The sequence below is a fragment of the Undibacterium sp. RuRC25W genome (assembly GCF_049339825.1).
Lineage (GTDB): Bacteria > Pseudomonadota > Gammaproteobacteria > Burkholderiales > Burkholderiaceae_D > Undibacterium.
Map to the genome: position 1 here is coordinate 18070 of NZ_JBMPPD010000030.1, position 21163 is coordinate 39232.

At 46.3% G+C, this 21163-nt stretch carries 16 protein-coding genes; 7 read left to right on the top strand and 9 right to left on the bottom strand.

Annotated elements, in window-relative coordinates; translation table 11 throughout:
* Nucleotides 1–7: 7 nt before the first annotated feature.
* From folP to ACO0KV_RS13810, 3 genes are all read right to left on the bottom strand, one after another.
* Nucleotides 8–850, bottom strand: coding sequence for a dihydropteroate synthase (gene folP, locus ACO0KV_RS13800; RefSeq protein ID WP_423043114.1), 843 nt, complete (start codon nucleotides 848–850; stop codon nucleotides 8–10).
* A gap of 62 nt (nucleotides 851–912) precedes the next feature.
* The gene (ftsH, locus tag ACO0KV_RS13805) at nucleotides 913–2802 is read right to left on the bottom strand and encodes an ATP-dependent zinc metalloprotease FtsH (protein ID WP_423043115.1); all 1890 of its coding nucleotides are present in this window, start codon (nucleotides 2800–2802) and stop codon (nucleotides 913–915) included.
* 215 nt (nucleotides 2803–3017) lie between these two features.
* Nucleotides 3018–3662 (bottom strand): RlmE family RNA methyltransferase, encoded by a 645-nt coding sequence (locus ACO0KV_RS13810; RefSeq protein WP_423043116.1) that lies wholly within the window; start codon nucleotides 3660–3662, stop codon nucleotides 3018–3020.
* A 102-nt stretch (nucleotides 3663–3764) separates the two neighbouring features.
* Here ACO0KV_RS13810 and ACO0KV_RS13815 point away from each other — a divergent pair, with 102 nt between their 5' ends.
* On the top strand, nucleotides 3765–4241 hold the full coding sequence (locus tag ACO0KV_RS13815) for a YhbY family RNA-binding protein (RefSeq protein ID WP_423043117.1): 477 nt from the start codon (nucleotides 3765–3767) through the stop codon (nucleotides 4239–4241).
* A gap of 142 nt (nucleotides 4242–4383) precedes the next feature.
* On the opposite strand, the gene greA is transcribed toward ACO0KV_RS13815, so the two are convergent.
* The 4 genes from greA to ACO0KV_RS13835 form a co-directional block, all read right to left on the bottom strand.
* The gene (greA, locus tag ACO0KV_RS13820) at nucleotides 4384–4860 is read right to left on the bottom strand and encodes a transcription elongation factor GreA (protein WP_423043118.1); all 477 of its coding nucleotides are present in this window, start codon (nucleotides 4858–4860) and stop codon (nucleotides 4384–4386) included.
* Nucleotides 4861–5188: 328 nt separating this feature from the next.
* Nucleotides 5189–8407, bottom strand: coding sequence for a carbamoyl-phosphate synthase large subunit (gene carB / locus ACO0KV_RS13825; RefSeq protein ID WP_423043119.1), 3219 nt, complete (start codon nucleotides 8405–8407; stop codon nucleotides 5189–5191).
* Between the two features lie 5 nt (nucleotides 8408–8412).
* Nucleotides 8413–9579 (bottom strand): glutamine-hydrolyzing carbamoyl-phosphate synthase small subunit, encoded by a 1167-nt coding sequence (gene carA / locus ACO0KV_RS13830; RefSeq protein WP_423043152.1) that lies wholly within the window; start codon nucleotides 9577–9579, stop codon nucleotides 8413–8415.
* 249 nt (nucleotides 9580–9828) lie between these two features.
* Complete coding sequence (locus ACO0KV_RS13835) at nucleotides 9829–10236, bottom strand: GlcG/HbpS family heme-binding protein (RefSeq protein WP_423043120.1); 408 nt, start codon at nucleotides 10234–10236, stop codon at nucleotides 9829–9831.
* Nucleotides 10237–10420: 184 nt separating this feature from the next.
* Here ACO0KV_RS13835 and ACO0KV_RS13840 point away from each other — a divergent pair, with 184 nt between their 5' ends.
* Entirely contained in the window at nucleotides 10421–10963 is a 543-nt protein-coding gene (locus tag ACO0KV_RS13840) for a C40 family peptidase (protein WP_423043121.1), read from the top strand.
* 109 nt (nucleotides 10964–11072) lie between these two features.
* On the opposite strand, the gene ACO0KV_RS13845 is transcribed toward ACO0KV_RS13840, so the two are convergent.
* Nucleotides 11073–11984 (bottom strand): patatin-like phospholipase family protein, encoded by a 912-nt coding sequence (locus tag ACO0KV_RS13845; RefSeq protein ID WP_423043122.1) that lies wholly within the window; start codon nucleotides 11982–11984, stop codon nucleotides 11073–11075.
* Nucleotides 11985–12423: 439 nt separating this feature from the next.
* Between ACO0KV_RS13845 and ACO0KV_RS13850 the strand changes: the two genes are divergently transcribed.
* Nucleotides 12424–14490, top strand: coding sequence for a bifunctional 2',3'-cyclic-nucleotide 2'-phosphodiesterase/3'-nucleotidase (locus tag ACO0KV_RS13850; RefSeq protein ID WP_423043123.1), 2067 nt, complete (start codon nucleotides 12424–12426; stop codon nucleotides 14488–14490).
* A 200-nt stretch (nucleotides 14491–14690) separates the two neighbouring features.
* A complete protein-coding gene (locus ACO0KV_RS13855) occupies nucleotides 14691–15326 on the top strand; it encodes a tetratricopeptide repeat protein (protein ID WP_423043124.1) in 636 nt (211 codons plus the stop codon).
* 129 nt (nucleotides 15327–15455) lie between these two features.
* Here ACO0KV_RS13855 and greB read toward each other — a convergent pair whose 3' ends face one another.
* On the bottom strand, nucleotides 15456–16004 hold the full coding sequence (gene greB / locus ACO0KV_RS13860) for a transcription elongation factor GreB (RefSeq protein ID WP_423043125.1): 549 nt from the start codon (nucleotides 16002–16004) through the stop codon (nucleotides 15456–15458).
* Between the two features lie 289 nt (nucleotides 16005–16293).
* Here greB and ACO0KV_RS13865 point away from each other — a divergent pair, with 289 nt between their 5' ends.
* The 3 genes from ACO0KV_RS13865 (at nucleotide 16294) to ACO0KV_RS13875 (ending at nucleotide 21097) form a co-directional block, all read left to right on the top strand.
* Complete coding sequence (locus tag ACO0KV_RS13865) at nucleotides 16294–16941, top strand: response regulator (RefSeq protein WP_423043126.1); 648 nt, start codon at nucleotides 16294–16296, stop codon at nucleotides 16939–16941.
* A gap of 28 nt (nucleotides 16942–16969) precedes the next feature.
* Complete coding sequence (locus ACO0KV_RS13870; RefSeq protein WP_423043127.1) at nucleotides 16970–18646, top strand: GGDEF domain-containing protein; 1677 nt, start codon at nucleotides 16970–16972, stop codon at nucleotides 18644–18646.
* A gap of 648 nt (nucleotides 18647–19294) precedes the next feature.
* Nucleotides 19295–21097: a flagellin gene (locus ACO0KV_RS13875; RefSeq protein WP_423043128.1), complete on the top strand. Its 1803-nt coding sequence runs from the start codon at nucleotides 19295–19297 to the stop codon at nucleotides 21095–21097.
* The last annotated feature ends 66 nt before the right edge of the window (nucleotides 21098–21163 follow it).

The following is a 21163-nucleotide window of genomic DNA, read 5'->3' on the forward strand; positions in this document are numbered from 1 at the left end:
TCAATCATCAAACTAACAATGCTTGCCATACTTTTAATGCATCGACGGTTTCAGCGACATCATGAACCCGTACAATTTTTGCTCTAAGTTGCGCCGCTGCAACTGCAGCAGCAATACTTCCAGCGAGGCGTTTTTCTGTCGGCTTACCTGTTATTTCACCAATCATCGTTTTCCGGGATACGCCAACCAATACGGGCAGTTGTAATTCATTTCCCAAACGAGTAATGTCTTTATATAAACTAATATTATGCGCCAACGATTTGCCAAAACCAAATCCTTGATCAATTGTTATGTTTTGGCGAGGAACACCGGCAGCGATCAAGCGTTCGACGCGTTCGCGCAAAAATGTAGTGACCTCATCATTAACATTTTCATAACTAGGACGTTGTTGCATAGTAGCAGGCTTATCTTGCATGTGCATGACACAGAGACCGACATCGGCATCCGCAACCGCTTTTACGGCTGCGGGGGAGCGAAATCCCTGAATGTCATTGATCATATCGACACCCGCCATCATTGCCTCCACCATGACTTCTGGCTTGTAGGTATCGATGGATAAAGGTTTGCCGCAATCTCTCAACGCAAAAATAACTGGCATCACCCGACGTAATTCTTCCTCCAGTGGCAAAACAGCAGAACCGGGGCGACTTGATTCACCGCCGATATCAATTATATCGACGCCGTCTTCAATCATTTGTTCTGCACGGGAAAGTGCACTGTCGAGATCAAGAAAATGTCCACCATCAGAAAATGAATCAGGTGTGACATTCAAAATCCCCATTACTAAGGGCTTGGTGCTTTCGCCTCCAAAAGAGAAACGATAGCGTCCACATTGAAAATATTCAGTCATAAAAAATAAAGGCGAGGAACAATCCTCACCTTTTTAAAAAATTAAATCAACTACAAAATAAATCAGGCTGGTGCAGTTGCATTTGGAGAGACGCCACCGGAACTGTTGTCTGATGAAGAACGACCAGTTGACTGTCCAACTTTAGGCGGACGAGGTGAAATACCATTCATAATGTCGTTCACTTGATCTGCATCAATCGTTTCCCAATCCAACAATGCCTTGGTCATCACTTCTACCTTGTCACGATTCTCTTCCAACAGTCTGCGCGAGAGTGCATATTGGGTATCGAGAATCGAACGAATTTCAGCGTCAACCTTTTGTTGTGTTGCCTCAGAAATCGTTTTGGAGGCCATACCAAAGTAACCTTCTTGCTGGTTATCTTCGTAGACCATTACACCCATACTATCCGACATACCAAAGCGTGTAACCATAGAGCGAGCAAGCTTAGTGGCACGCGAAAAATCGTTAGAAGCACCAGTCGACATCTGACCAACGAAAATCTCTTCGGCAATGCGACCGCCAAACAAGATTGAAATTTCTTCCAACATTTTGTCTTTGTAACCGCTGATCTGATCGTGCTCAGGCAACTGCCAAGTTAAACCCAACGCAAAACCACGCGGCATAATTGTTACTTTATGCACTGGATCGGCTTTTGGCATCAACTTAGCGATAACAGCATGGCCAGATTCGTGATACGCAGTATTACGACGTTCTTCTTCACGCATGACCATGGATTTACGCTCAGGACCCATGAAGATCTTATCTTTCGCATCCTCGAAGTCCATCATCTCAACCAAGCGCTTGTTGCGGCGAGCAGCGAACAAGGCGGCTTCATTGACCAGATTAGCTAAGTCTGCGCCAGAGAAACCTGGCGTACCACGCGCCAGAATGTCTGCTTTGACATCTGATGAAATAGGCACTTTACGCATGTGCACGTTCAGAATCTGTTCACGACCACGAATATCTGGCAAGCCAACGGAAACCTGACGATCAAAACGACCCGGACGCAACAACGCCTTATCAAGAACATCAGCGCGGTTGGTTGCAGCAATCACGATCACACCAGAATTTGCTTCAAAACCGTCCATCTCAACCAGCATCTGGTTCAACGTCTGCTCACGTTCATCGTTACCGCCGCCCATACCAGCACCACGATGGCGACCAACAGCGTCGATTTCATCAATAAAGATAATGCACGGCGCATGCTTTTTAGCATTTTCGAACATATCACGCACACGGGAAGCACCGACGCCCACGAACATTTCAACGAAATCAGAACCAGAAATGGTAAAGAATGGCACTTTGGCCTCGCCTGCAATTGCGCGTGCAAGCAATGTTTTACCAGTACCTGGAGGACCGACCATCAATACGCCGCGAGGAATGCGACCGCCGAGTTTCTGAAATTTAGTCGGATCGCGCAGGAAATCAACAACTTCAGTCACTTCTTCTTTTGCCTCGTCGCAGCCAGCCACGTCAGCGAATGTGACGTTGTTATTCGCGTCGTCAAGCATGCGTGCTTTGGATTTGCCAAATGAGAACGCACCGCCTTTGCCGCCGCCTTGCATCTGACGCATAAAGAAAATCCACACGCCAATCAACAACAGCATTGGGAACCAAGAGATAAATACCTGCGACAAGAAGGATTGCTCTTCCGCCGGTTTGCTATCAAACTTAACTCCGTTGCTGACCAGATCACCAACAAGTCCACGATCAAAAATAGTCCCTTGAGACTTAATTTTTTTACCTTCAGTCGTCACCGCCGTGACCGTCCGAGTGGAATCGTCAATCGTTACTTCTTTAAGATGCTTTGCTTTTACCTCTTCCAGGAATTCAGAATAAGGCACGGAAGCCATTCCAGAAGTACCTGCTTTTCCTTCAAACTGCTTGAAAAGCATAAAAAGCACCATGGCAACAACCACCCATATAGCCGCTTTTGAAAACATGTTATTCACGAGAACTCCTTGGGCGCAAGTTACGCCATTTGATACTGTAATAAGTCATTCTACCCCCAATAGGCAGAGCTTGCTAGCCAGCATATGCTGGCAACATTGAGGATTATCAAGAGTAAAAAACGCCAACGTCTGAAAACTATCCATCTAAACTAGTCTAAGGAGCAGCTTTTCTGTATTTTTTTGTTTTTGACCAACAAAAATGTCGAGAAGGACGTCTACTCTGGATGCTTCAGGCCTTTGCCGAGCAAAAAAATCTCTGACGATTTGTCCTTACTGGCTTTGGGTTTTTTATTCAAGACAACTTTAAATTCTTCCTTAAAAATATCAACAATATTATTATAACTAGGCCCGTGAAAACATTTTACCAGCAGCGAACCCGTTGGCTTCAAATGCGCCTTCGCAAAGCTGACCGCCAATTCGATAATATATTCCACCCTAGCAGAATCGACTGTCGAATTACCCGATAGATTAGGCGCCATATCGGACAAAACCAGATCGAGCTTACGACCAACCAGTCGCGACTCAAGTTCATCGAGAACTTCATTTTCGCGAAAATCGCCTTGAATGAACTGGACGTCAGCGATAGGATCCATTGGCAAAAGATCAAGTGCAAAGATTTCACCAACAATCCCCCCACCCTCTTTTCCAGCCAATTTATTTCTGACGTACTGAGACCAACTTCCGGGCGTTGCTCCCAAGTCAACAATGACTTGTCCAGGTTTAATGAGCTTTTCAGCCTCATCAATCTCTTTTAGCTTGTAAACGGCGCGCGCACGGTAGCCTTCTTTTTGTGCAAGTTTCACATAAGGATCATTTATATGATCGTGAACCCAATTTTGATTGAATTTATTCTTTGCCATTCGCGTAAAATACTGCTTTTAAAGTAAAACTATGCATTTCCTGACTAATTGACGTCAGGGGGTGTGTTTATCGTGCAACCGTTGGATGCACAAGGAAAAATTATGTTAAAACTTACTCCCGCCGAAAGAAGCGAACTCAGATCTGAAGCCCACGCCCTGAAACCTATCGTCTTGATCGGTGAAGCAGGACTTTCTCCATCCGTTATCAAAGAAATCGACGCTGGCTTAAATGCCCACGGCTTAATCAAAGTACGCGTTTTCGGCGATGACCGCGAAGCACGTATCGCGATGTACGACACTATCTGCGCAGAGTTAAACGCCGCACCAGTACAGCATATCGGAAAACTTTTGGTCGTTTACCGTCCAAAAGTAGAAGGCACGAAAGAAACGAAGCTAGTCAAAAAAGGTCGCGGTATGCGCGAGGTCACTATCGTCAAGCCTAGTCCAAGTGGCACAAAAAAGCCAACCGTTTCTAAGGTGATGGTCAAGGGCAATGAACGTGTAACACAAGGCGGCAATATTAAACGTGCTAAACCACGTCAGAGTAGTGCAAAAAAATCGGCCTTAAGCAACGCATAAGACTCAGGTCGCAACTCACCCATAAGTGAGCTGCACTGTAACACTTCCCGGCCTGCAAAACGGCCGGGATTAGCATTTACTTTCAGAGCAAGTGCAATATATACATCAGAACTGCAAGACTACTTTTACGACTAATGCCGTATTAGATATAAAGCACGTCCAGAATTTCATATTCACGCACGCCAGCGGGTGCCTGAACACCAACAACATCTCCAGCATACTTGCCAATTAATGCGCGGGAAATTGGGGAGGTGATTGATACTTTACTCTTTTTTATATCAGCTTCATCTTCGCCAACGATCTGATAGCTGACTTTTTGCTCTGTTTCCAAGTCTTCCAAATGAACCGTAGAGCCAAACACCACGCGCCCCTCTGCATCAAGGGTGGTAGGATCTATTACTTGCGCAGATCCGAGTTTACCTTCGAGTTCAGCAATACGTCCTTCAATAAATGCCTGACGCTCCTTAGCTGCATCGTACTCGGCATTTTCAGATAAATCACCCTGAGCACGTGCCTCAGCGATTGCATTAATCACTTCAGGACGTTCTTTAGTTTTCAAATTGTGCAATTCTTGTTTTAACAACTCTGCACCAAATTTGGTGATAGGTACTGTACTCATTTCATTCACACTCATAAAAGTTAGGACTTACGCAAAACTGTCCCAGTAAGGGGGAACGATCTCACTTCCACAGTCAACAGCAGCAAGACACTATTACGCATTTTTACTGCGATGGAAACAACGTACTCCACCACTTATGCACAATGGACGAGCCAGCTGTCAGCATCCCTATATGCGAATACCAACTTCCACTGGGGCGATGTTGCGTAAGTCCTAAAAGTAAAATACAGAGGTCACATTAAACACCAGCCTAACCGATGCCTTTTGTGACCTCTGTATCAAAGATGCAGTAGAAGACAATTCACATTATCCACTACTGTGTTTTTTATCAGTTTAAAGTCTTATGCAGCCCTTGTAAATCATAAACGTTCAATTCGCTTAAATGACGCATACCTTCCACAGCTGCTTCAGCACCAGCAATGGTGGTGAATGTAGTTGCACGCGCGTTCAATGCCGAAGTACGGATCGCACGAGAATCAACAATCGCATTGCGCTTTTCTTCGACTGTATTAATCACCAAAGCGATTTCATTGTTTTTAATCATATCGACCACATGCGGACGACCTTCAACCACTTTATTCACAGTTGCAACTGGAATACCGGCCGCAGCAATCGCGGAAGCAGTACCTCGTGTCGCAACAATGGAGAAGCCCAATTCAACGAGGTCTTTTGCAACCTTGACGCCTCTTGGCTTATCGCTATTCTTGATGCTCAAGAACACCTTGCCAGATGTCGGCAACTTTACGCCAGCACCTAACTGAGATTTAACGAACGCTTCACCAAAGGTTTTACCAACTCCCATGACTTCACCGGTCGACTTCATCTCTGGGCCAAGGATAGTATCAACGCCTGGGAATTTAACGAACGGGAATACCGCTTCTTTCACACTAAAATAAGGCGGAACAACTTCAGCACCGATACCTTGAGAATCAAGAGACTGACCGACCATACAACGAGCAGCGATCTTCGCCAGTTGCAAACCAGTTGCCTTAGAAACATAAGGAACAGTACGCGACGCACGTGGATTCACTTCCAATACAAACACGACATCTTTACCGTCTTGCTGCTGGATAGCAAACTGCACGTTCATCAGGCCAACCACATTCAGGCCTTTTGCCATCAATGCAGTTTGACGCTTGAGTTCAGCAATGGTTTCTTGTGACAGAGAATACGGTGGCAATGAACATGCGGAGTCACCAGAGTGAACACCAGCTTGCTCAATATGCTCCATAACGCCACCGATAAATGTACGCTGACCGTCAGACAAGCAATCCACGTCCACTTCAATCGCATCATTCAAGAAACGATCCAACAATACTGGCGAGTCATGGGATACTTTAACCGCTTCACGCATGTAACGCTCAAGATCACGTTGTTCATGAACGATTTCCATTGCACGGCCACCTAACACATAGGATGGACGCACTACCAATGGGTAACCGATTTCTTGCGCCAATCGCAGCGCATCTGCTTCCGTACGTGCTGTACGGTTAGGCGGTTGACGCAAACCTAAGTCTTGCAACATTTTTTGGAAACGTTCGCGATCTTCTGCAGCATCGATCATGTCTGGCGACGTACCAACGATCGGTACGCCGTTTGCTTCCAGATCTAACGCCAGTTTCAGAGGTGTCTGACCACCGTACTGCACGATCACGCCGACCGGCTTTTCTTTATCAACGATTTCCAGTACGTCTTCGAGTGTCAGTGGCTCAAAGTACAGGCGATCTGACGTATCGTAGTCGGTAGACACTGTTTCTGGATTACAGTTGACCATGATGGTTTCATAGCCATCTTCGCGCATCGCAAATGCAGCGTGAACGCAGCAATAGTCAAATTCAATACCCTGACCGATACGGTTTGGACCACCGCCCAATACCATGATTTTTTTCTTGTCAGTTGGGTTTGATTCGCACTCATCTTCATACGTAGAGTACATGTACGCAGTGTTGGTTGCGAACTCACCGGCACAAGTATCAACGCGCTTGTAGACTGGACGCACATTCAGGCTGCGACGCAGATCGCGGATAACAGTATCAGTCGTACGCAGCAATTTCGCCAGACGACGATCAGAGAAACCTTTTTGCTTCAGTTTCAGCATCATGTCTTTGTCGATACTAGACAATTCTTGCTCATCAAGCCACAGTTCGATATCAACGATATCTTTGATCTGCACCAAGAACCATGGGTCAATGTGGGTCAATTGATGCACTTCTTCGAGGCTAAAGCCTTGAGCAAACGCATCGCCAACGTACCAGATACGGTCCGGACCTGGCTCACCCAGTTCTTTTTCCAGTGTTTCGCGATCCTGCGTTTTTTCATTCATGCCATCGACGCCGACTTCCAGACCACGCAAGGCCTTTTGGAAGGATTCCTGGAAAGTACGGCCAATCGCCATCACTTCACCAACGGATTTCATCTGCGTCGTCAGACGGTTATCTGCTTGTGGGAATTTTTCAAACGCAAAGCGAGGAATCTTGGTGACGACGTAGTCGATCGAAGGCTCGAACGATGCTGGTGTCGCACCGCCAGTAATTTCGTTACGCAACTCATCGAGCGTGAAGCCAACTGCCAACTTGGCAGCGATCTTCGCAATCGGGAAGCCTGTCGCTTTGGACGCCAGCGCAGAAGAACGGGACACACGTGGATTCATCTCAATGACGATCATACGACCATCAGCAGGATTGACCGAGAACTGCACGTTAGAGCCGCCCGTATCCACACCAATTTCACGTAACACAGCCAACGAGGCGTTACGCATGATCTGGTATTCTTTGTCAGTCAATGTCTGCGCAGGTGCAACAGTAATTGAGTCACCCGTGTGCACGCCCATCGGATCCAAGTTTTCGATGGAGCAAACGATAATGCAGTTATCCGCCTTATCGCGAACCACTTCCATCTCGTATTCTTTCCAGCCGATCAGGGATTCTTCGATCAGCAATTCGTTGGTTGGCGACGCTTCCAGACCACGTTTGCAAATCGTTTCGAATTCTTCAGGGTTGTAAGCGATACCGCCACCAGTACCACCCATTGTGAATGAAGGGCGAATAATGACTGGGAAGCCCACATCTTTCTGAACCACCCACGCTTCATCCATCGAATGAGCAACACCAGAACGCGCAGAGCCGAGACCAATCTTGGTCATCGCGTTTTTGAACTTCAAGCGATCTTCTGCCTTATCGATCGCTTCTGGTGAGGCGCCGATCAGTTCGCAATCGTACTTCGTCAGTACGCCATTGCGATGCAAATCAAGCGCACAATTGAGAGCAGTCTGACCACCCATCGTCGGCAGAATCGCATCTGGACGCTCTTTATCGATGATACGCTCAACAACTTGCCAAGTGATCGGCTCGATGTAAGTGACATCCGCCATTTCCGGATCTGTCATGATGGTCGCTGGATTGCTATTGACCAGAATGACGCGATAACCCTCTTCGCGCAATGCCTTACAGGCTTGCGCACCAGAGTAGTCAAATTCACACGCTTGTCCAATGATGATAGGACCAGCGCCGATAATTAGGATACTTTTTATGTCGGTACGTTTTGGCATTTTTATTATTCTCCTGTTTTAGCCTGTGATTTTGCTGCACTCATCAGTGCCGTAAAGCGGTCAAAGAGGTACGCAATATCGTGCGGACCTGGTGACGCTTCAGGATGCCCCTGGAAACAGAATGCTGGCTTATCAGTGCGAGCAAAGCCTTGCAAAGAGCCGTCAAACAGAGAGACGTGGGTAACACGGCAATTGGCTGGCAATGAAGCTGCATCAACAGCAAAACCGTGGTTCTGCGATGTGATCAACACTTGCTTACTATCCAAATCCTGCACGGGATGGTTTGCACCATGGTGGCCGAATTTCATTTTCAGTGTTTTCGCACCAGATGCCAGCGCCATGATCTGATGACCCAGGCAGATACCGAATGTCGGGATGCCTTTTTCAATCAATTCTTTAGCTGCTGCAATCGCGTAATCACATGGTTCTGGATCGCCAGGACCATTCGACAAAAATACGCCATCGGGATTCAATGCCAGAACATCTGCTGCACTGGATTGCGCTGGCAACACAGTCACTTTGCAACCACGTTGTGCCAACATACGCAAAATATTGCGTTTCACACCAAAATCGAATGCAACGACGTGGAATTGTGGATTGGAGAGTTGACCATAACCCTGACCCAATACCCACTCGGTCTCAGTCCATTCATACGCTTGTTTGGACGAAACGACTTTTGCCAGATCCATGCCAGACAAACCAGGGAAGGATTTCGCCAACGCGATCGCTTCTTCTGCATTCTTACCAACCAGAATCGCACCGCCTTGCGCACCTTTTTCACGCAAGATACGTGTCAGCTTGCGAGTATCAATACCAGCAATAGCAACGATGTTTTGGGAAATCAGGTATTCAGAGAGGGTTTGCTCAGAGCGAAAATTAGATACCAACATCGGCAAATCTTTGATGATCAGGCCAGCTGCATGGATTTTTTCGGATTCAACATCTTCAGCGTTAACACCAGTATTACCAATATGCGGATAAGTCAGTGTAACGATTTGGGAGCTATAACTTGGGTCAGTGAGAATTTCCTGATAACCAGTCATGGAAGTATTAAAAACAACTTCACCGACTGTATGACCGGAAGCTCCGATAGAATAGCCAGTAAAAATTGTTCCATCGGCGAGAGCTAAAATAGCGATGTCTTGGCCGGAACGAAGAAGGGACTGCGGAATGGGCAGCAAGGGCAACTCCTGTATTGTTACCGCCGCTGCGACGCCCCAAGCTGTCTATTTTTAAACAGGCCGCGGGCTAACGCCGAGCGACCTGAAAAAGATGATGGAGCGATGTGGATTTGGGTAGGCGCTACGGCGAGATTTCGAATTAGTTAAACCCTCGAATTATAGCCTAAAAACACCTCTCGGGCAATCGAAAAGACGATGAAATCCCGCCAGAACCAAATCCCCACCTGATTGCAAGCCGACTTACAAGCCCAACGCTGCAACACCTGCTTTGGCAATCTGTGCATCTTCAGACGACTTAACGCCAGAGACGCCAATGGCACCAACACAATGCCCATCTACTATTACCGGCACACCACCTTCGAGCATCCCCTCTATCAATGGGGCGCTTAAAAAAGAATAACGGCCATTATTAATGATGTCCTCGTAAATCTTCGACTCACGCTTGCCCAAAGCGGCAGTGGTCGCCTTTGCTGGGGCAATATGCGCTGAAATCGGCGCAACACCATCAAGGCGCTGCAACCACATCAGATGTCCACCATCATCCACAATAGCAATAACAACCGCCCAGTTATTTGCCAGCGCCTCTGCCTCGGCAGCTGCTGCCATTTTTTTCACATCTTCCAAGGTCAACATCGGTTTGGTTTGCATAATAATCTCCCTTTTTAACAGTGGGGCGATTGTACGCGATGCTAAAAAGCTTGCGTGTAAAAACTGTTTTGATTAAAGTGAATGCCTTTAAATTAACACTGGCCCTTGCTTGATTTACCCCCAAAGGTTTACATTATTTAAAAGTTCGCTTAAAGTAAGGCGGTTTTATTTCCTGAGTGCAAAGATGCTAACGAATGTTTTAAGAATATACAGAAGTGCCGCATTAGTGCTTATCGCAGTCGCATTACAGACAGCTATCTGCACCCCAGCCTCGGCCGCCGACAATCCATTCCCAGAGTCTTCCACCGCATTTACAAAAATTCAAGAGATCAGGCAGCGCGCTTCAGATCTAACATTAAAAGCCATGGACTTCATGGGTATTCGCTACAAGCGTGGCGGTAACACTCCAGAAAATGGACTCGACTGCAGCGGCTTTGTTCGCTTAGTCTTCAAGGATGCGGTCGGTGAAAATTTACCGCGCACCGCAGCAGAAATCAGCCGCGTTGGTGAAAATGTCGATCAGAAAGATTTACAACCTGGCGATCTTGTTTTTTACAATACACTTAAACGCGGATTCTCCCACGTCGGAATATACCTTGGCGACAACAAGTTCATTCACTCCCCATCTGCAGGTGGTCAAGTCAGGGTTGAGAGTATGGATCTGGCTTACTGGAAAAAACGATTTAACGGTGCACGTCGCATTAACGAAGAAAATGGCAAACAGTAATGTCGATGGCCACATAGTAATAAAAAAGCGCTCCCTTCGATTGGAGCGCTTTTTTATCTCTGCCTCAAAACCCACCCGGCAACAGGATTGCATCCACCGAATGAATCGACTACCGTTCCTGCAATGCCTTGATTTTTTGCTTTAACTCCGGTATCGCAGCCATTGCAGCACGCTCACCTGCCAGTATTGCAAGATTTCTACCCGCAAAATCACTTCCCTTCATACCGGCTAGTTCAGGCCGAATCACGACATCGGCCCGTTTTAATTCGTATTGGTTTATGCTTTGCCCCATGATCGTGACAGTTTGCAGAAGAATATCAATCGTACTTCCGCCATTCTGCCCTTCAGGTTGCTGCGAGATATTGACAGCGATCACCAAATCAGCACCCATGTCGCGCGCAAATTGCACAGGAACCGGCGCCACAAGGCCACCATCAACATATTGCCTGCCACTAATGGTCACAGGCTGAAAAATAGCCGGAACCGCAGATGACGCCCTGACCGCTGCCCCTGTATTCCCACGCTGAAATAGAACAGCTTTACCAGAAGACAAATCAGTTGCCACCGCACCAAAAGGTTTCTTTAATTTCTCAATAGATACCTGACCAACCATACGATTGACATAAGCCTGCAATGCATCTCCCTTTAATACGCCACTGGACTTAGCAAATAACGGCAGCGACCAGTCTGAGATCGTCGCCTCATCCATATCCAGCGCCATTTTTTGCAATGCATAACCGTTATTCCCTGCAGCGTACATCGCACCGACGACACTACCGGCACTGGTACCTACTACAATATCTGGAAATACCCCCTGAGACTCCAGTGCTTTGATGACGCCAATATGCGCAAACCCACGCGCAGCACCGCCACCGAGCGCTAATCCAATCTTTATTTGCTTTGGTGTTTTTTGTGCAGCAACACCCACTGGCACAACAGGCGCAGACGACTGCTCCGGTATGCTTGCACAGGCAGCAAGAGTGGCCGTTAAAACTGCTGTAACTACGCGATTATTGAGCATACTTGTTGAAACTATTGAAAGACATGTTGCTAATCGCAGGCGATTTTGTTTAAGTGAACAAGTTATCGCCCGGGTATAACACTGGGTATTAAGCATGAGAAATCCGTAAAAAGAAAAAATTAAAGCCGCCACTAGCGCCAAAGAAGCGACACCGGATTATAAATAGAATAAATCACGGCGTCAGACGATAGGGCAACAAAACAAAAACTTTTACATGTAAATTTTTTAATCATTTTTTATTTATTTAGAAATAATATAAATCATTAATTATTTTTTTAGCATTTCATTTTATTATCTTAAATAGTCAAATTGTCATCAACTTGACATATTTCGTCCAGATAATTGCGCAGTCTATTCCTGCATGTCAAAGACAATTAATTTTCAAATAAATTATTTTTTTAAATCCGCAAACGATTGCGCACCAACTTTAAGAGAACATATGAAGAACTCAACATGGATCCCATCGCTAACAGTGGTAGCGCTAACCGCGTGCGGAAGTAGCACCACCGCGCCATCAATTCCAGAAGGAACGACACTGAAAGTAGCCTTACTTGAAACAACTGACTTGCACCAAAATGTACTTAGTTACGATTATTACGGATTGAAACCAGATACCACGCTTGGACTGGAAAGGACTTCCACCCTCATCAGCGGCGCACGTACAGAAAATCCAAACAACGTGTTGCTTGACGATGGCGACGTCATTCAGGGAACGCTACTAGGCGACTACCAAGCAGTTGCATCACCTGTTCCCTGCAGCGGAACAATGGCGATACACAAAGTGATGAACGCATTAAAGTATGATGGAGGTAGCGTCGGAAACCATGAGTTTAATTATGGCTTAAACTTTCTCGGCCAGATCACCAATACAAATTTTGGCATCACTGGCGTCACAGCCCCTAGCAATTGCGGCGCACCAACCTTCCCTATCGTTCTGGCGAACGTCGTTAACGCAACGACACAATCTCCAATCTTCAATCCTTATTCCATCATTCCGAAGAAATTTACAGGAACAGCGCCTGACGGCTCAGCAATCAATGTCACATTAAATGTTGGCATTATGGGCTTTGTTCCACCGCAGATTATGGACTGGGATCAGAAGAATTTGGCCGGTAAAGTGGTCGTCAACGGCGTCGTAGAAACAGCCAATAAATATGTTCCAGAGATGCGCTCCAAAGGTGCAGACCTTATTGTTGCGCTATCACATGGCGGACTAGATGCTTCTACCTATAGCCCAAAAATGGAAAATGGAAGTTTATATCTAAGCACGACAGGGATCGATGCATTGATGTTGGGTCACTCACACCTGATCTTCCCGCAAGCAAAGGAACCTGGCGCCGCAGCCATCGATGCGTCATTGAAAAACTTACCGGGCGTAGACAATATTAAAGGCACCATCAACGGCATCCCAGCAGTCATGGCGCAAAGTTGGGGACGTCGTCTCGGCATCATCCAGATGACCTTAAAATACCAAAGCGGCAAATGGGTCGTGCAACCAGCTCTGACTAACGTTGAAGCACGTGGCTTCACCTATACCGATGGTAAAACAGCAATCGCTGCGGATCCAAGTGTTGCGCCGCTGGTAGACACGGAACATAAAGCCACGTTGGCCTATGCATCACAACCCTTAGGCACGACTACTGATTTTGAAATGTCTGCCTACTTTGCGTTAGTTGGTGATGTCAGTGCCATTCAGATAGTCAATCAGGCACAAATTAACTACGTACAAAATTTTATTGCCAATTCCACTAACGCAACGATTGCTAGCTACAAATCCATCCCTGTGATCTCATGCAGCGCCCCGTTCAAGGCAGGACGCAACGGTGCAACTGACTTTACCGATGTAGCGCCAAACGCCACCCCAGCCAATCCATTCACGCTACAGGTTCGAAATCCAGGCGACTTGTACTTGTACGGCAATAACAATTTACAAGCCGTAAAGATTCAGGGATCAGACCTGAAAAACTGGCTGGAGAAATCCGCAAGCCAATTTGCACAGATCAACCCTGCTTTAACGACAGAGCAAGACTTAGTGCCGTCTTATTCAACAATCTACAACTACGATGTCTTCTATGCTGCCAATAATGCCCTCAAATATCAAATCGACGTGACGCAACCAGTTGGTAGTCGCATTGTTAATCTAACCTATGCTGGCAACCCAGTAGCGCCAACAGATAATTTTATCGTGGCGACGAATGATTATCGCGCAAGTGGCGGCGGCAACTTCCCTGGCATTGACGGCAGCAAGACGATTATTAAATCGCCGGATGCCAATCAAGCAGTAGTGAGCAAATATCTCAGCAGCTTGAGTAAAGTCACTGCAGCACTCAATGGCACAGGCCAAAGCTGGAGTTTCGTCAAAACAGTAACGCAAGGGCCGGTGATTTTGCGCTCAGTCACTGGCAAACTGCCGGTCGCAAAAGCAGCAGGGCTCAATCGCGTTATCGCTGAAGGCGCAATTGATCCTAACGGCTACGCAAAGTATCAAATTGATCTGAGCAAATAACTTCCCATAGACGATGAAGTAAGTTCACTTGATTCACTCTTACAGCGTGTTCTCGTTATTGTTGCGAGAGCACGCCTATTCTGACAAAGATGATAATGCCTTCAATTTTCCGATTTTTTACATACAACTTAATATTGCTAGCTTTTTGTGCCTGTAGCCAGGAAGTATCTGAACATCCAAGTACGGCAGAAATTGAGTCGATGGGACTGCAAGCCCTGCATGGGCAAAACAAAGAAGCCCTCCACACATTAAGAGCGTGGGCAAAACGGGGTAATACAGTGGCCCAAAGAGAATTAGCCTTTGCTCTAGCCGTTCATAACGACCAATATGTTGATGCAGCAAATTGGCTCAAAAAAGCAGCACAAGGCGGAGACGCAGAAGCAGAATTTAACTTCGCAGAAGCAAATTACAAAGCACGACTGGGATTGAAGCAAAATTATGTCGAGGCGTGGACATGGTACATGGCTGCATCACAACAAAAAAACGACAAGGCAACATTTATGTTGTCACGCATGTGTAAATACGGCGAAGGCGTACCTCAAGACCTCAAGCAATCAGTTTATTGGCTACAGATAGCCAGCGAACAAGGTAATGCGCAAGCAATGTTCTTGCTCTCGAATGCCTATGCAGACGGAGACGGCCTCGCAAAAAACCCCGTTCTCGCTCGCCAATGGCTTGAAAATTCCGCCGAAGGCGACTTTCCTGTTGCAATTCAGGCCCTCGCAATGGAACTAGAGGGTAACATTGACGCTCAAGAGAAAGATAAACAACGGGCGCACCACTTACTCAAAGAGGCAAATGACGAGAGAAGAATGCGTTGGAACCAATACCAATAAGCATGCGACCCGGTTTCAATTTCTGTCATTAAACTAAAGACCTCGTTGACGATCGATGAAGTCGTCAAATAAGACTCCTATCCTGGGGCAATGTCGAGGTTATCGCTAGCGACATTTATTCACTATTCACTATACAGGATAGGTAACGTCTAAAATTGTCAGTTCATCAATGCCAGACGGCGTCTTTAAGATGATCGTGTCACCAATACGGTTTTTAGTTAATGCACGTGCAACTGGTGATACCCAGCTAATTTTGCCTTTTAACGGGTCAAACTCATCAACGCCAACGATGGTGATTGTTACCTCTTCACCTTGCAAGTTCTCATAGACGATAGTGGCGCCAAAAAATATCTGATCAGAGCCATGATGCACCCTTGGGTCAACGATCTCCGCAACATCCAGACGTTTACTCAAAAAACGAATCCGCCGATCAATCTCACGCAAACGGCGCTTACCATATATATAATCACCATTTTCAGAACGATCGCCGTTTGAGGCGGCCCAATGGACAATATTTACCACTTCGGGGCGATCGACATCGATTAAACGAAGAAATTCGTCCTTCATACTTTGATGCCCTTCTGGGGTCATATAGTTTTTTGCGCCAGCGGGTATTGCCGGGGCGGCGACTTCGTCGTCGTCATCTGAGTCAGTTTCTTTTACAAACGCTTTATTCATTTTATTTTCTGAAGAACTACATCAAATTAATTTCTATCTTCTCACCGCAGATCAGCTAACCCTTATAAAATAACAAGCAATTTAGCTAACATCTTTTGTATCCATAAAATAATTCAACCAATTCAATAACGGACACATCAGGCGAGCTTGGCAACAGAGGAACATAACCATTAAACAAAGGTCAATGCCAAGCCCTTAAAAAGTGGCGTAAAAAGGGATCTCAAGAATACTAGTATTGAACGCACATTGTATGCGACAGTATTGATATGACATAGAAATGGAATTTTGCATGACTGAATTTGCGTCGATTAAGCTCATGGTGGTGGACGATCATACCGTAGTGAGAGAAGGTATTAGAAGTATCGTTGGCGCCACAACAGATATCGCCGTTGTCGCTGAAGCCACCTCCGGCATTGAAGCCATCCGCCAGTCCCGTCAACATGATTATAAGGTGATGTTGCTTGACATCGCGCTGTCTGACAAAAATGGTATTGAAGTATTAAAACAAATTAAAGCCGAAAAGCCGGACGTACAAATATTAATGTTCTCGATGTATCGTGAGGACCAATATGCAATACGCTCACTCAAAGCTGGCGCCTCTGGGTATCTTAGCAAGCAATGCAGTAAAGAAGAGATCATCGCAGCAATCCGCCAGGTAGCAGGTGGCTTAAAATACATCAGCCCACAGTTGGCGCAAGAATTGGCGAACAACCTCAATCAAGAACATGAGGACGAACTACATAAAACGTTATCTGACCGCGAGTTCCAGACACTGACAATGATCGCCTCTGGAAAATCAGTGAGCGACATTGCCAAAGACTTATCACTATCAGTAAAAACGATCAGCGAATACCGTTCTCGCATCCTGTTAAAAATGAAATTGCGACACAACGCAGAATTAACCCATTACGCAATCAAGAATCAACTGGTAGACTAAATAGGAATCCTTAAGCTGGCAAAGAATTATGTCAAATAACTCAAATAACTCACAATTCAAAAGTCCAACTGACATTGCTCGCGAAGCGTTTCGACAACTTGCTATACAAAGAATTGCGCCGACACCTGAAGCCTATCAGAAACTGTACAATGAAATTGCGGGAATCTTTGTTCAGCAAGAGGAAGCTGTGTCCTCAAAAGAGGTTTCTGAAACACCAACAGCGCCGTCGATTGCTGAAAATCTACTCGCTAGCTTTGCCACGAGCTTAATAAATTCAAAAGGTGACCTTGCTAATTTTGGCCACCGATTTAATCGGGCTATTAGAAACAGCAACTGGGAAGAGTACAGTAAGGCGCTCGATGAGCTCACTGAGCATATGACAGCGCCCTCCGCGGCAATACCTGCCACACCAAAAGGAATCAGCCTGGTTGATCCCCTTCCATCTGTAACAATACCGAGTACTGCCCTACCTCTGGTTGATATTCCCACTGCCGAAGATCCTCGGCCACGCCTACTCAGAGATTTACTGCACCGAACACTATCATTGGCCCTCAGTTCTATTTTAAAGCCAAGCTTACCGTCTCTGGCAATCGAATCTGAAGCCATCGGCATTGCTGTCAAAGAAGCAGAGTCAGAAACCGCACTGAACCAAGTAGCAACGCGCTTAAAACAACTATGCTTCCAAATTGAATTGCAGAGTGGCGACAGCGCTGAGCAACAAGAGTTATTACTACGTCTTTTTGATCTACTGTTGAGTAATATTCATGATCTTCTCGATAACGACAATTGGTTACGTGGTCAGATTGAAGTTGTACAGACTCTGATCTCTGGGCCGATAGATCATCGCTCTTTACAGGAAGCGACGCGCAGCCTCAAGGAAGTGATCTATAAACAAGGAACACTGAAAAACAGTATCGCTGAGTCCAAAAACTCAGTAAAAAAAATGATGACTGCATTTGTCGACCGTCTCAACACGATGGTCGATACCACAGACACGTATCAGCACAAGATGGATAGCTACGCCACCGAGATCAGCAAAGCCAATGATGTAGCACAGGTAGGAAAACTTATCAGCGGCATCATCAACGAAACGCGCACCGTTCAATTTGAGGCAGTCAAATCCAGAGACATCATTGTTGCCGCACAAAAAGAAGTAATCGAGGCAGAAAACAAAATTAAAGAATTAGAAACAAAACTAGCACACATGAGTGAATTGGTTCGCGAAGATCAATTGACTGGCAGTCTAAATCGGCGTGGCATGGATGACATCTTTGAACGAGAGGCGGACCGTGCCGATCGTCGTAATAGTCCGCTGTGCGTCGCTATGCTGGATCTGGATAACTTTAAAAGACTCAACGACACCCATGGCCATGCAGCTGGCGACGAAGCATTAGTGCATCTGGTACGGATCGTCAAGCAGACGTTACGCTCTATCGACGTCATTGCTCGTTTTGGCGGTGAAGAATTTGTCATCATCATGCCAGAAACCGAAATCGAAGAGGCCGCCCAGGCAATGACACGCGTGCAACGCGAACTAACGAAGCACTTCTTTACCTCTGACGACAAACGTTTATTCATTACCTTTAGCGCCGGCGTCGCTCTGCGCGCACCCCGGGAAACACAAGAGGCACTGATCAAACGTGCAGACCACGCCATGTACACAGCGAAGAAAGCAGGGAAAAATCGGGTAGTCAAGGCGGACTAGCTTATCAATCAACCATGTAGCCCAAAAAATCTGATGGGTCTATTGATCTTTTTTATTACTCGCTATCCGCCCTCCCCTTACTACATCAACTACGCCGACGAGTCCGATTAGGCATCATGAGGAATAGCTCCCACACCTTGTGAGCACGCTCTGCAACAGATCAACGCTTCTCGTCGTATCGATTCAATCTACTTCAAACGTAATTCAAGCAGTTGATCCTGTACTTATGGCCTGTCCATCATGGTTTCTGAAACCACTCCAACCCAAGAGCTGAAGCAAGAACTAAGCTGTCCCTCATAAGAAAGCAGAAACGACCACTTAGACAACGTGCTTGATTTACAAATTAATTAACTGATAAACATTTAAAACGGCACAAAGAAACATCCTATTGAACATTTTATTGCTATAAAAGTAACTTTAAAAAATAAAACTTTGCTCTTTTTAGTGTTAAAGATTTTTTGAAACCTGCCGTCAAGCGGAGGAATCTTAAAAACTTAAGCAAAAAAATTAATATTTATTTAGAGAAATATCCTAAAATTTTTCCAGAGTTGACCGTAACCCTTAACAACGGCGGTGCAACAGTCATCAGGACAGACCAAAGTTTGAGGCTAAACCCCGATTTAAATAACTTAGGCAAGGAGAATCAAAATGTCTTCATTCATCAATACCAATATCGCGTCGATGATTGCGCAAAACAACCTGACAACGTCTCAATCGTCGTTACAAACTTCGATGCAACGTCTGTCTTCCGGTTTGCGTATTAACTCCGCAAAAGACGACGCTGCTGGCTTGGCGATTTCCCAACGTATGACTGCACAGCTCGACGGTCAAAACCAAGCTGCACGTAATGCGAACGACGGTATCTCGTTAGCGCAAACAGCTGAGGGCGATTTATCTCAAATCGGCTCCAACTTGCAACGTATCCGTGACTTATCAGTACAAGCAGCCAACGGCACCAACAGCGCATCTGATCGTGCGGCGTTGAATAATGAAGCTAGCCAATTGATTTCTGAAATTAACCGCGTAGCCAGCACATCAAACTTTAACGGCGTTAATTTGCTCGACGGTTCATTCGCAAACCAAACATTCCAAGTTGGCGCAAACGGTACTAGCAACGATCAAATCACGATTGGTGCCATCACAAGTGCAAAATCTAGCGCGTTAGGCGTTGGATCAGGCTCCAGCTATTCATCCTCCCTGGCTAGCACAGCAACTGGAACAGATGCAGTTGGTGCAGGCGCGTTGGTACTCAACGGCGTCAGTATTGGTGCTACTGCCAATGATGGTGTTTCATACAAAAACGGCGCCGGTAGTGCAATCGCTAAAGCTGCCGCTATCAATTTGTCGAGTGGCAGCACTGGTGTCACTGCGACAGCTCAGGCTAACGTTGTTGGCGGCACAACAGCTACGACGCAAAATGCGATTGCTGCTGGCGATATCAAAATTAATGGTGTTGATATTGGTGCAGTAGCAGGCGGCACAACTGCGGGCGAGCATGGCTCATCCGTAGCAGCGGCAATTAACGCGAAGTCCACACAAACAGGTGTAACAGCATCCTACGACAGTACGACCGGTGCTGTCAGTTTGGCAGCAGCAGATGGCAGAAATATTACTGTCGAAAAAGCGGCTACTGCAACGTCAGATGATACCAATACAGGCCTCACCACCGGCATTACTGCTGGCGCAGCTGGTGTTGTTACAACAGCCGCGAAGTTGACTCTTACTTCAACAAACGCTAATGGTATTCAAGTTGCGAACGGCGCGGAGACACAAGCGACTGGTGCAGCAGCAGCTACCGTTTCAACTTCACTTGTTGCAGGTGACGTTACAATCAACGGTTACGATATTGGTGCCGTGAAAGGTGCAGCGACAGCAGATGCCCAGGCACAGAACGTTGTTGACGCAATCAATAAAATCTCATCTAAAAGCGGTGTAACAGCAACACAGACAGCTGGAACAATCAAGCTTACTTCCTTGACAGGCGCAACCATCAATGCCGTTGTTAATACTAACGGCGCAGCAGGCTCTGGCCTTAAAGCCGCAGCTGGCACATTGACAGGAACATCGGCTGTTAGTACTGCAGCAACACAAGTTGGCTTAAGTACAACTGTTGTTAATGCAACAGCAACAGTTGGTGCTGGCTTGTCATCTCTCGACTTAACAAGTGCATCAGGTGCAACTTCCGCATTGGCGACGATTGATGCTGCTCTGGCTTCAGTCAATAGCTCACGCGCTTCGTTGGGTGCATTCCAAAACCGCTTTACTTCCGCTGTGACAAGCTTGCAGACTTCACAAACAAACTTAGCCTCTTCTCGTAGCCGTATTCAAGATGCTGACTTTGCTTCAGAAACTGCGAACATGACACGTGCTCAAGTATTGCAACAAGCTGGTACAGCAATTCTGGCGCAGGCTAACCAACAACCTAACGGCGTTCTCGCTCTGTTACGTTAATCAATAGGTTAAGTAGGCCATTGACGTAGAACATTCCCCTGACCAGCAATTGGTCGGGGGAATATC

Bases quoted from the DNA above. Each gene is read 5' to 3' on its own strand.
- ACO0KV_RS13810 (WP_423043116.1), bottom strand. From the start codon at position 3,662: ATGGCAAAGAATAAATTCAATCAAAATTGGGTTCACGATCATATAAAT.
- ACO0KV_RS13875 (WP_423043128.1), top strand. From the start codon at position 19,295: ATGTCTTCATTCATCAATACCAATATCGCGTCGATGATTGCGCAAAAC.
- ACO0KV_RS13870 (WP_423043127.1), top strand. From the start codon at position 16,970: ATGTCAAATAACTCAAATAACTCACAATTCAAAAGTCCAACTGACATT.
- ACO0KV_RS13845 (WP_423043122.1), bottom strand. From the start codon at position 11,984: ATGCTCAATAATCGCGTAGTTACAGCAGTTTTAACGGCCACTCTTGCT.
- greB (WP_423043125.1), bottom strand. From the start codon at position 16,004: ATGAATAAAGCGTTTGTAAAAGAAACTGACTCAGATGACGACGACGAA.
- ACO0KV_RS13855 (WP_423043124.1), top strand. From the start codon at position 14,691: ATGGGACTGCAAGCCCTGCATGGGCAAAACAAAGAAGCCCTCCACACA.
- ACO0KV_RS13815 (WP_423043117.1), top strand. From the start codon at position 3,765: ATGTTAAAACTTACTCCCGCCGAAAGAAGCGAACTCAGATCTGAAGCC.
- greA (WP_423043118.1), bottom strand. From the start codon at position 4,860: ATGAGTACAGTACCTATCACCAAATTTGGTGCAGAGTTGTTAAAACAA.
- ACO0KV_RS13840 (WP_423043121.1), top strand. From the start codon at position 10,421: ATGCTAACGAATGTTTTAAGAATATACAGAAGTGCCGCATTAGTGCTT.
- carB (WP_423043119.1), bottom strand. From the start codon at position 8,407: ATGCCAAAACGTACCGACATAAAAAGTATCCTAATTATCGGCGCTGGT.
- ACO0KV_RS13850 (WP_423043123.1), top strand. From the start codon at position 12,424: ATGAAGAACTCAACATGGATCCCATCGCTAACAGTGGTAGCGCTAACC.
- folP (WP_423043114.1), bottom strand. From the start codon at position 850: ATGACTGAATATTTTCAATGTGGACGCTATCGTTTCTCTTTTGGAGGC.
- ACO0KV_RS13865 (WP_423043126.1), top strand. From the start codon at position 16,294: ATGACTGAATTTGCGTCGATTAAGCTCATGGTGGTGGACGATCATACC.
- ACO0KV_RS13835 (WP_423043120.1), bottom strand. From the start codon at position 10,236: ATGCAAACCAAACCGATGTTGACCTTGGAAGATGTGAAAAAAATGGCA.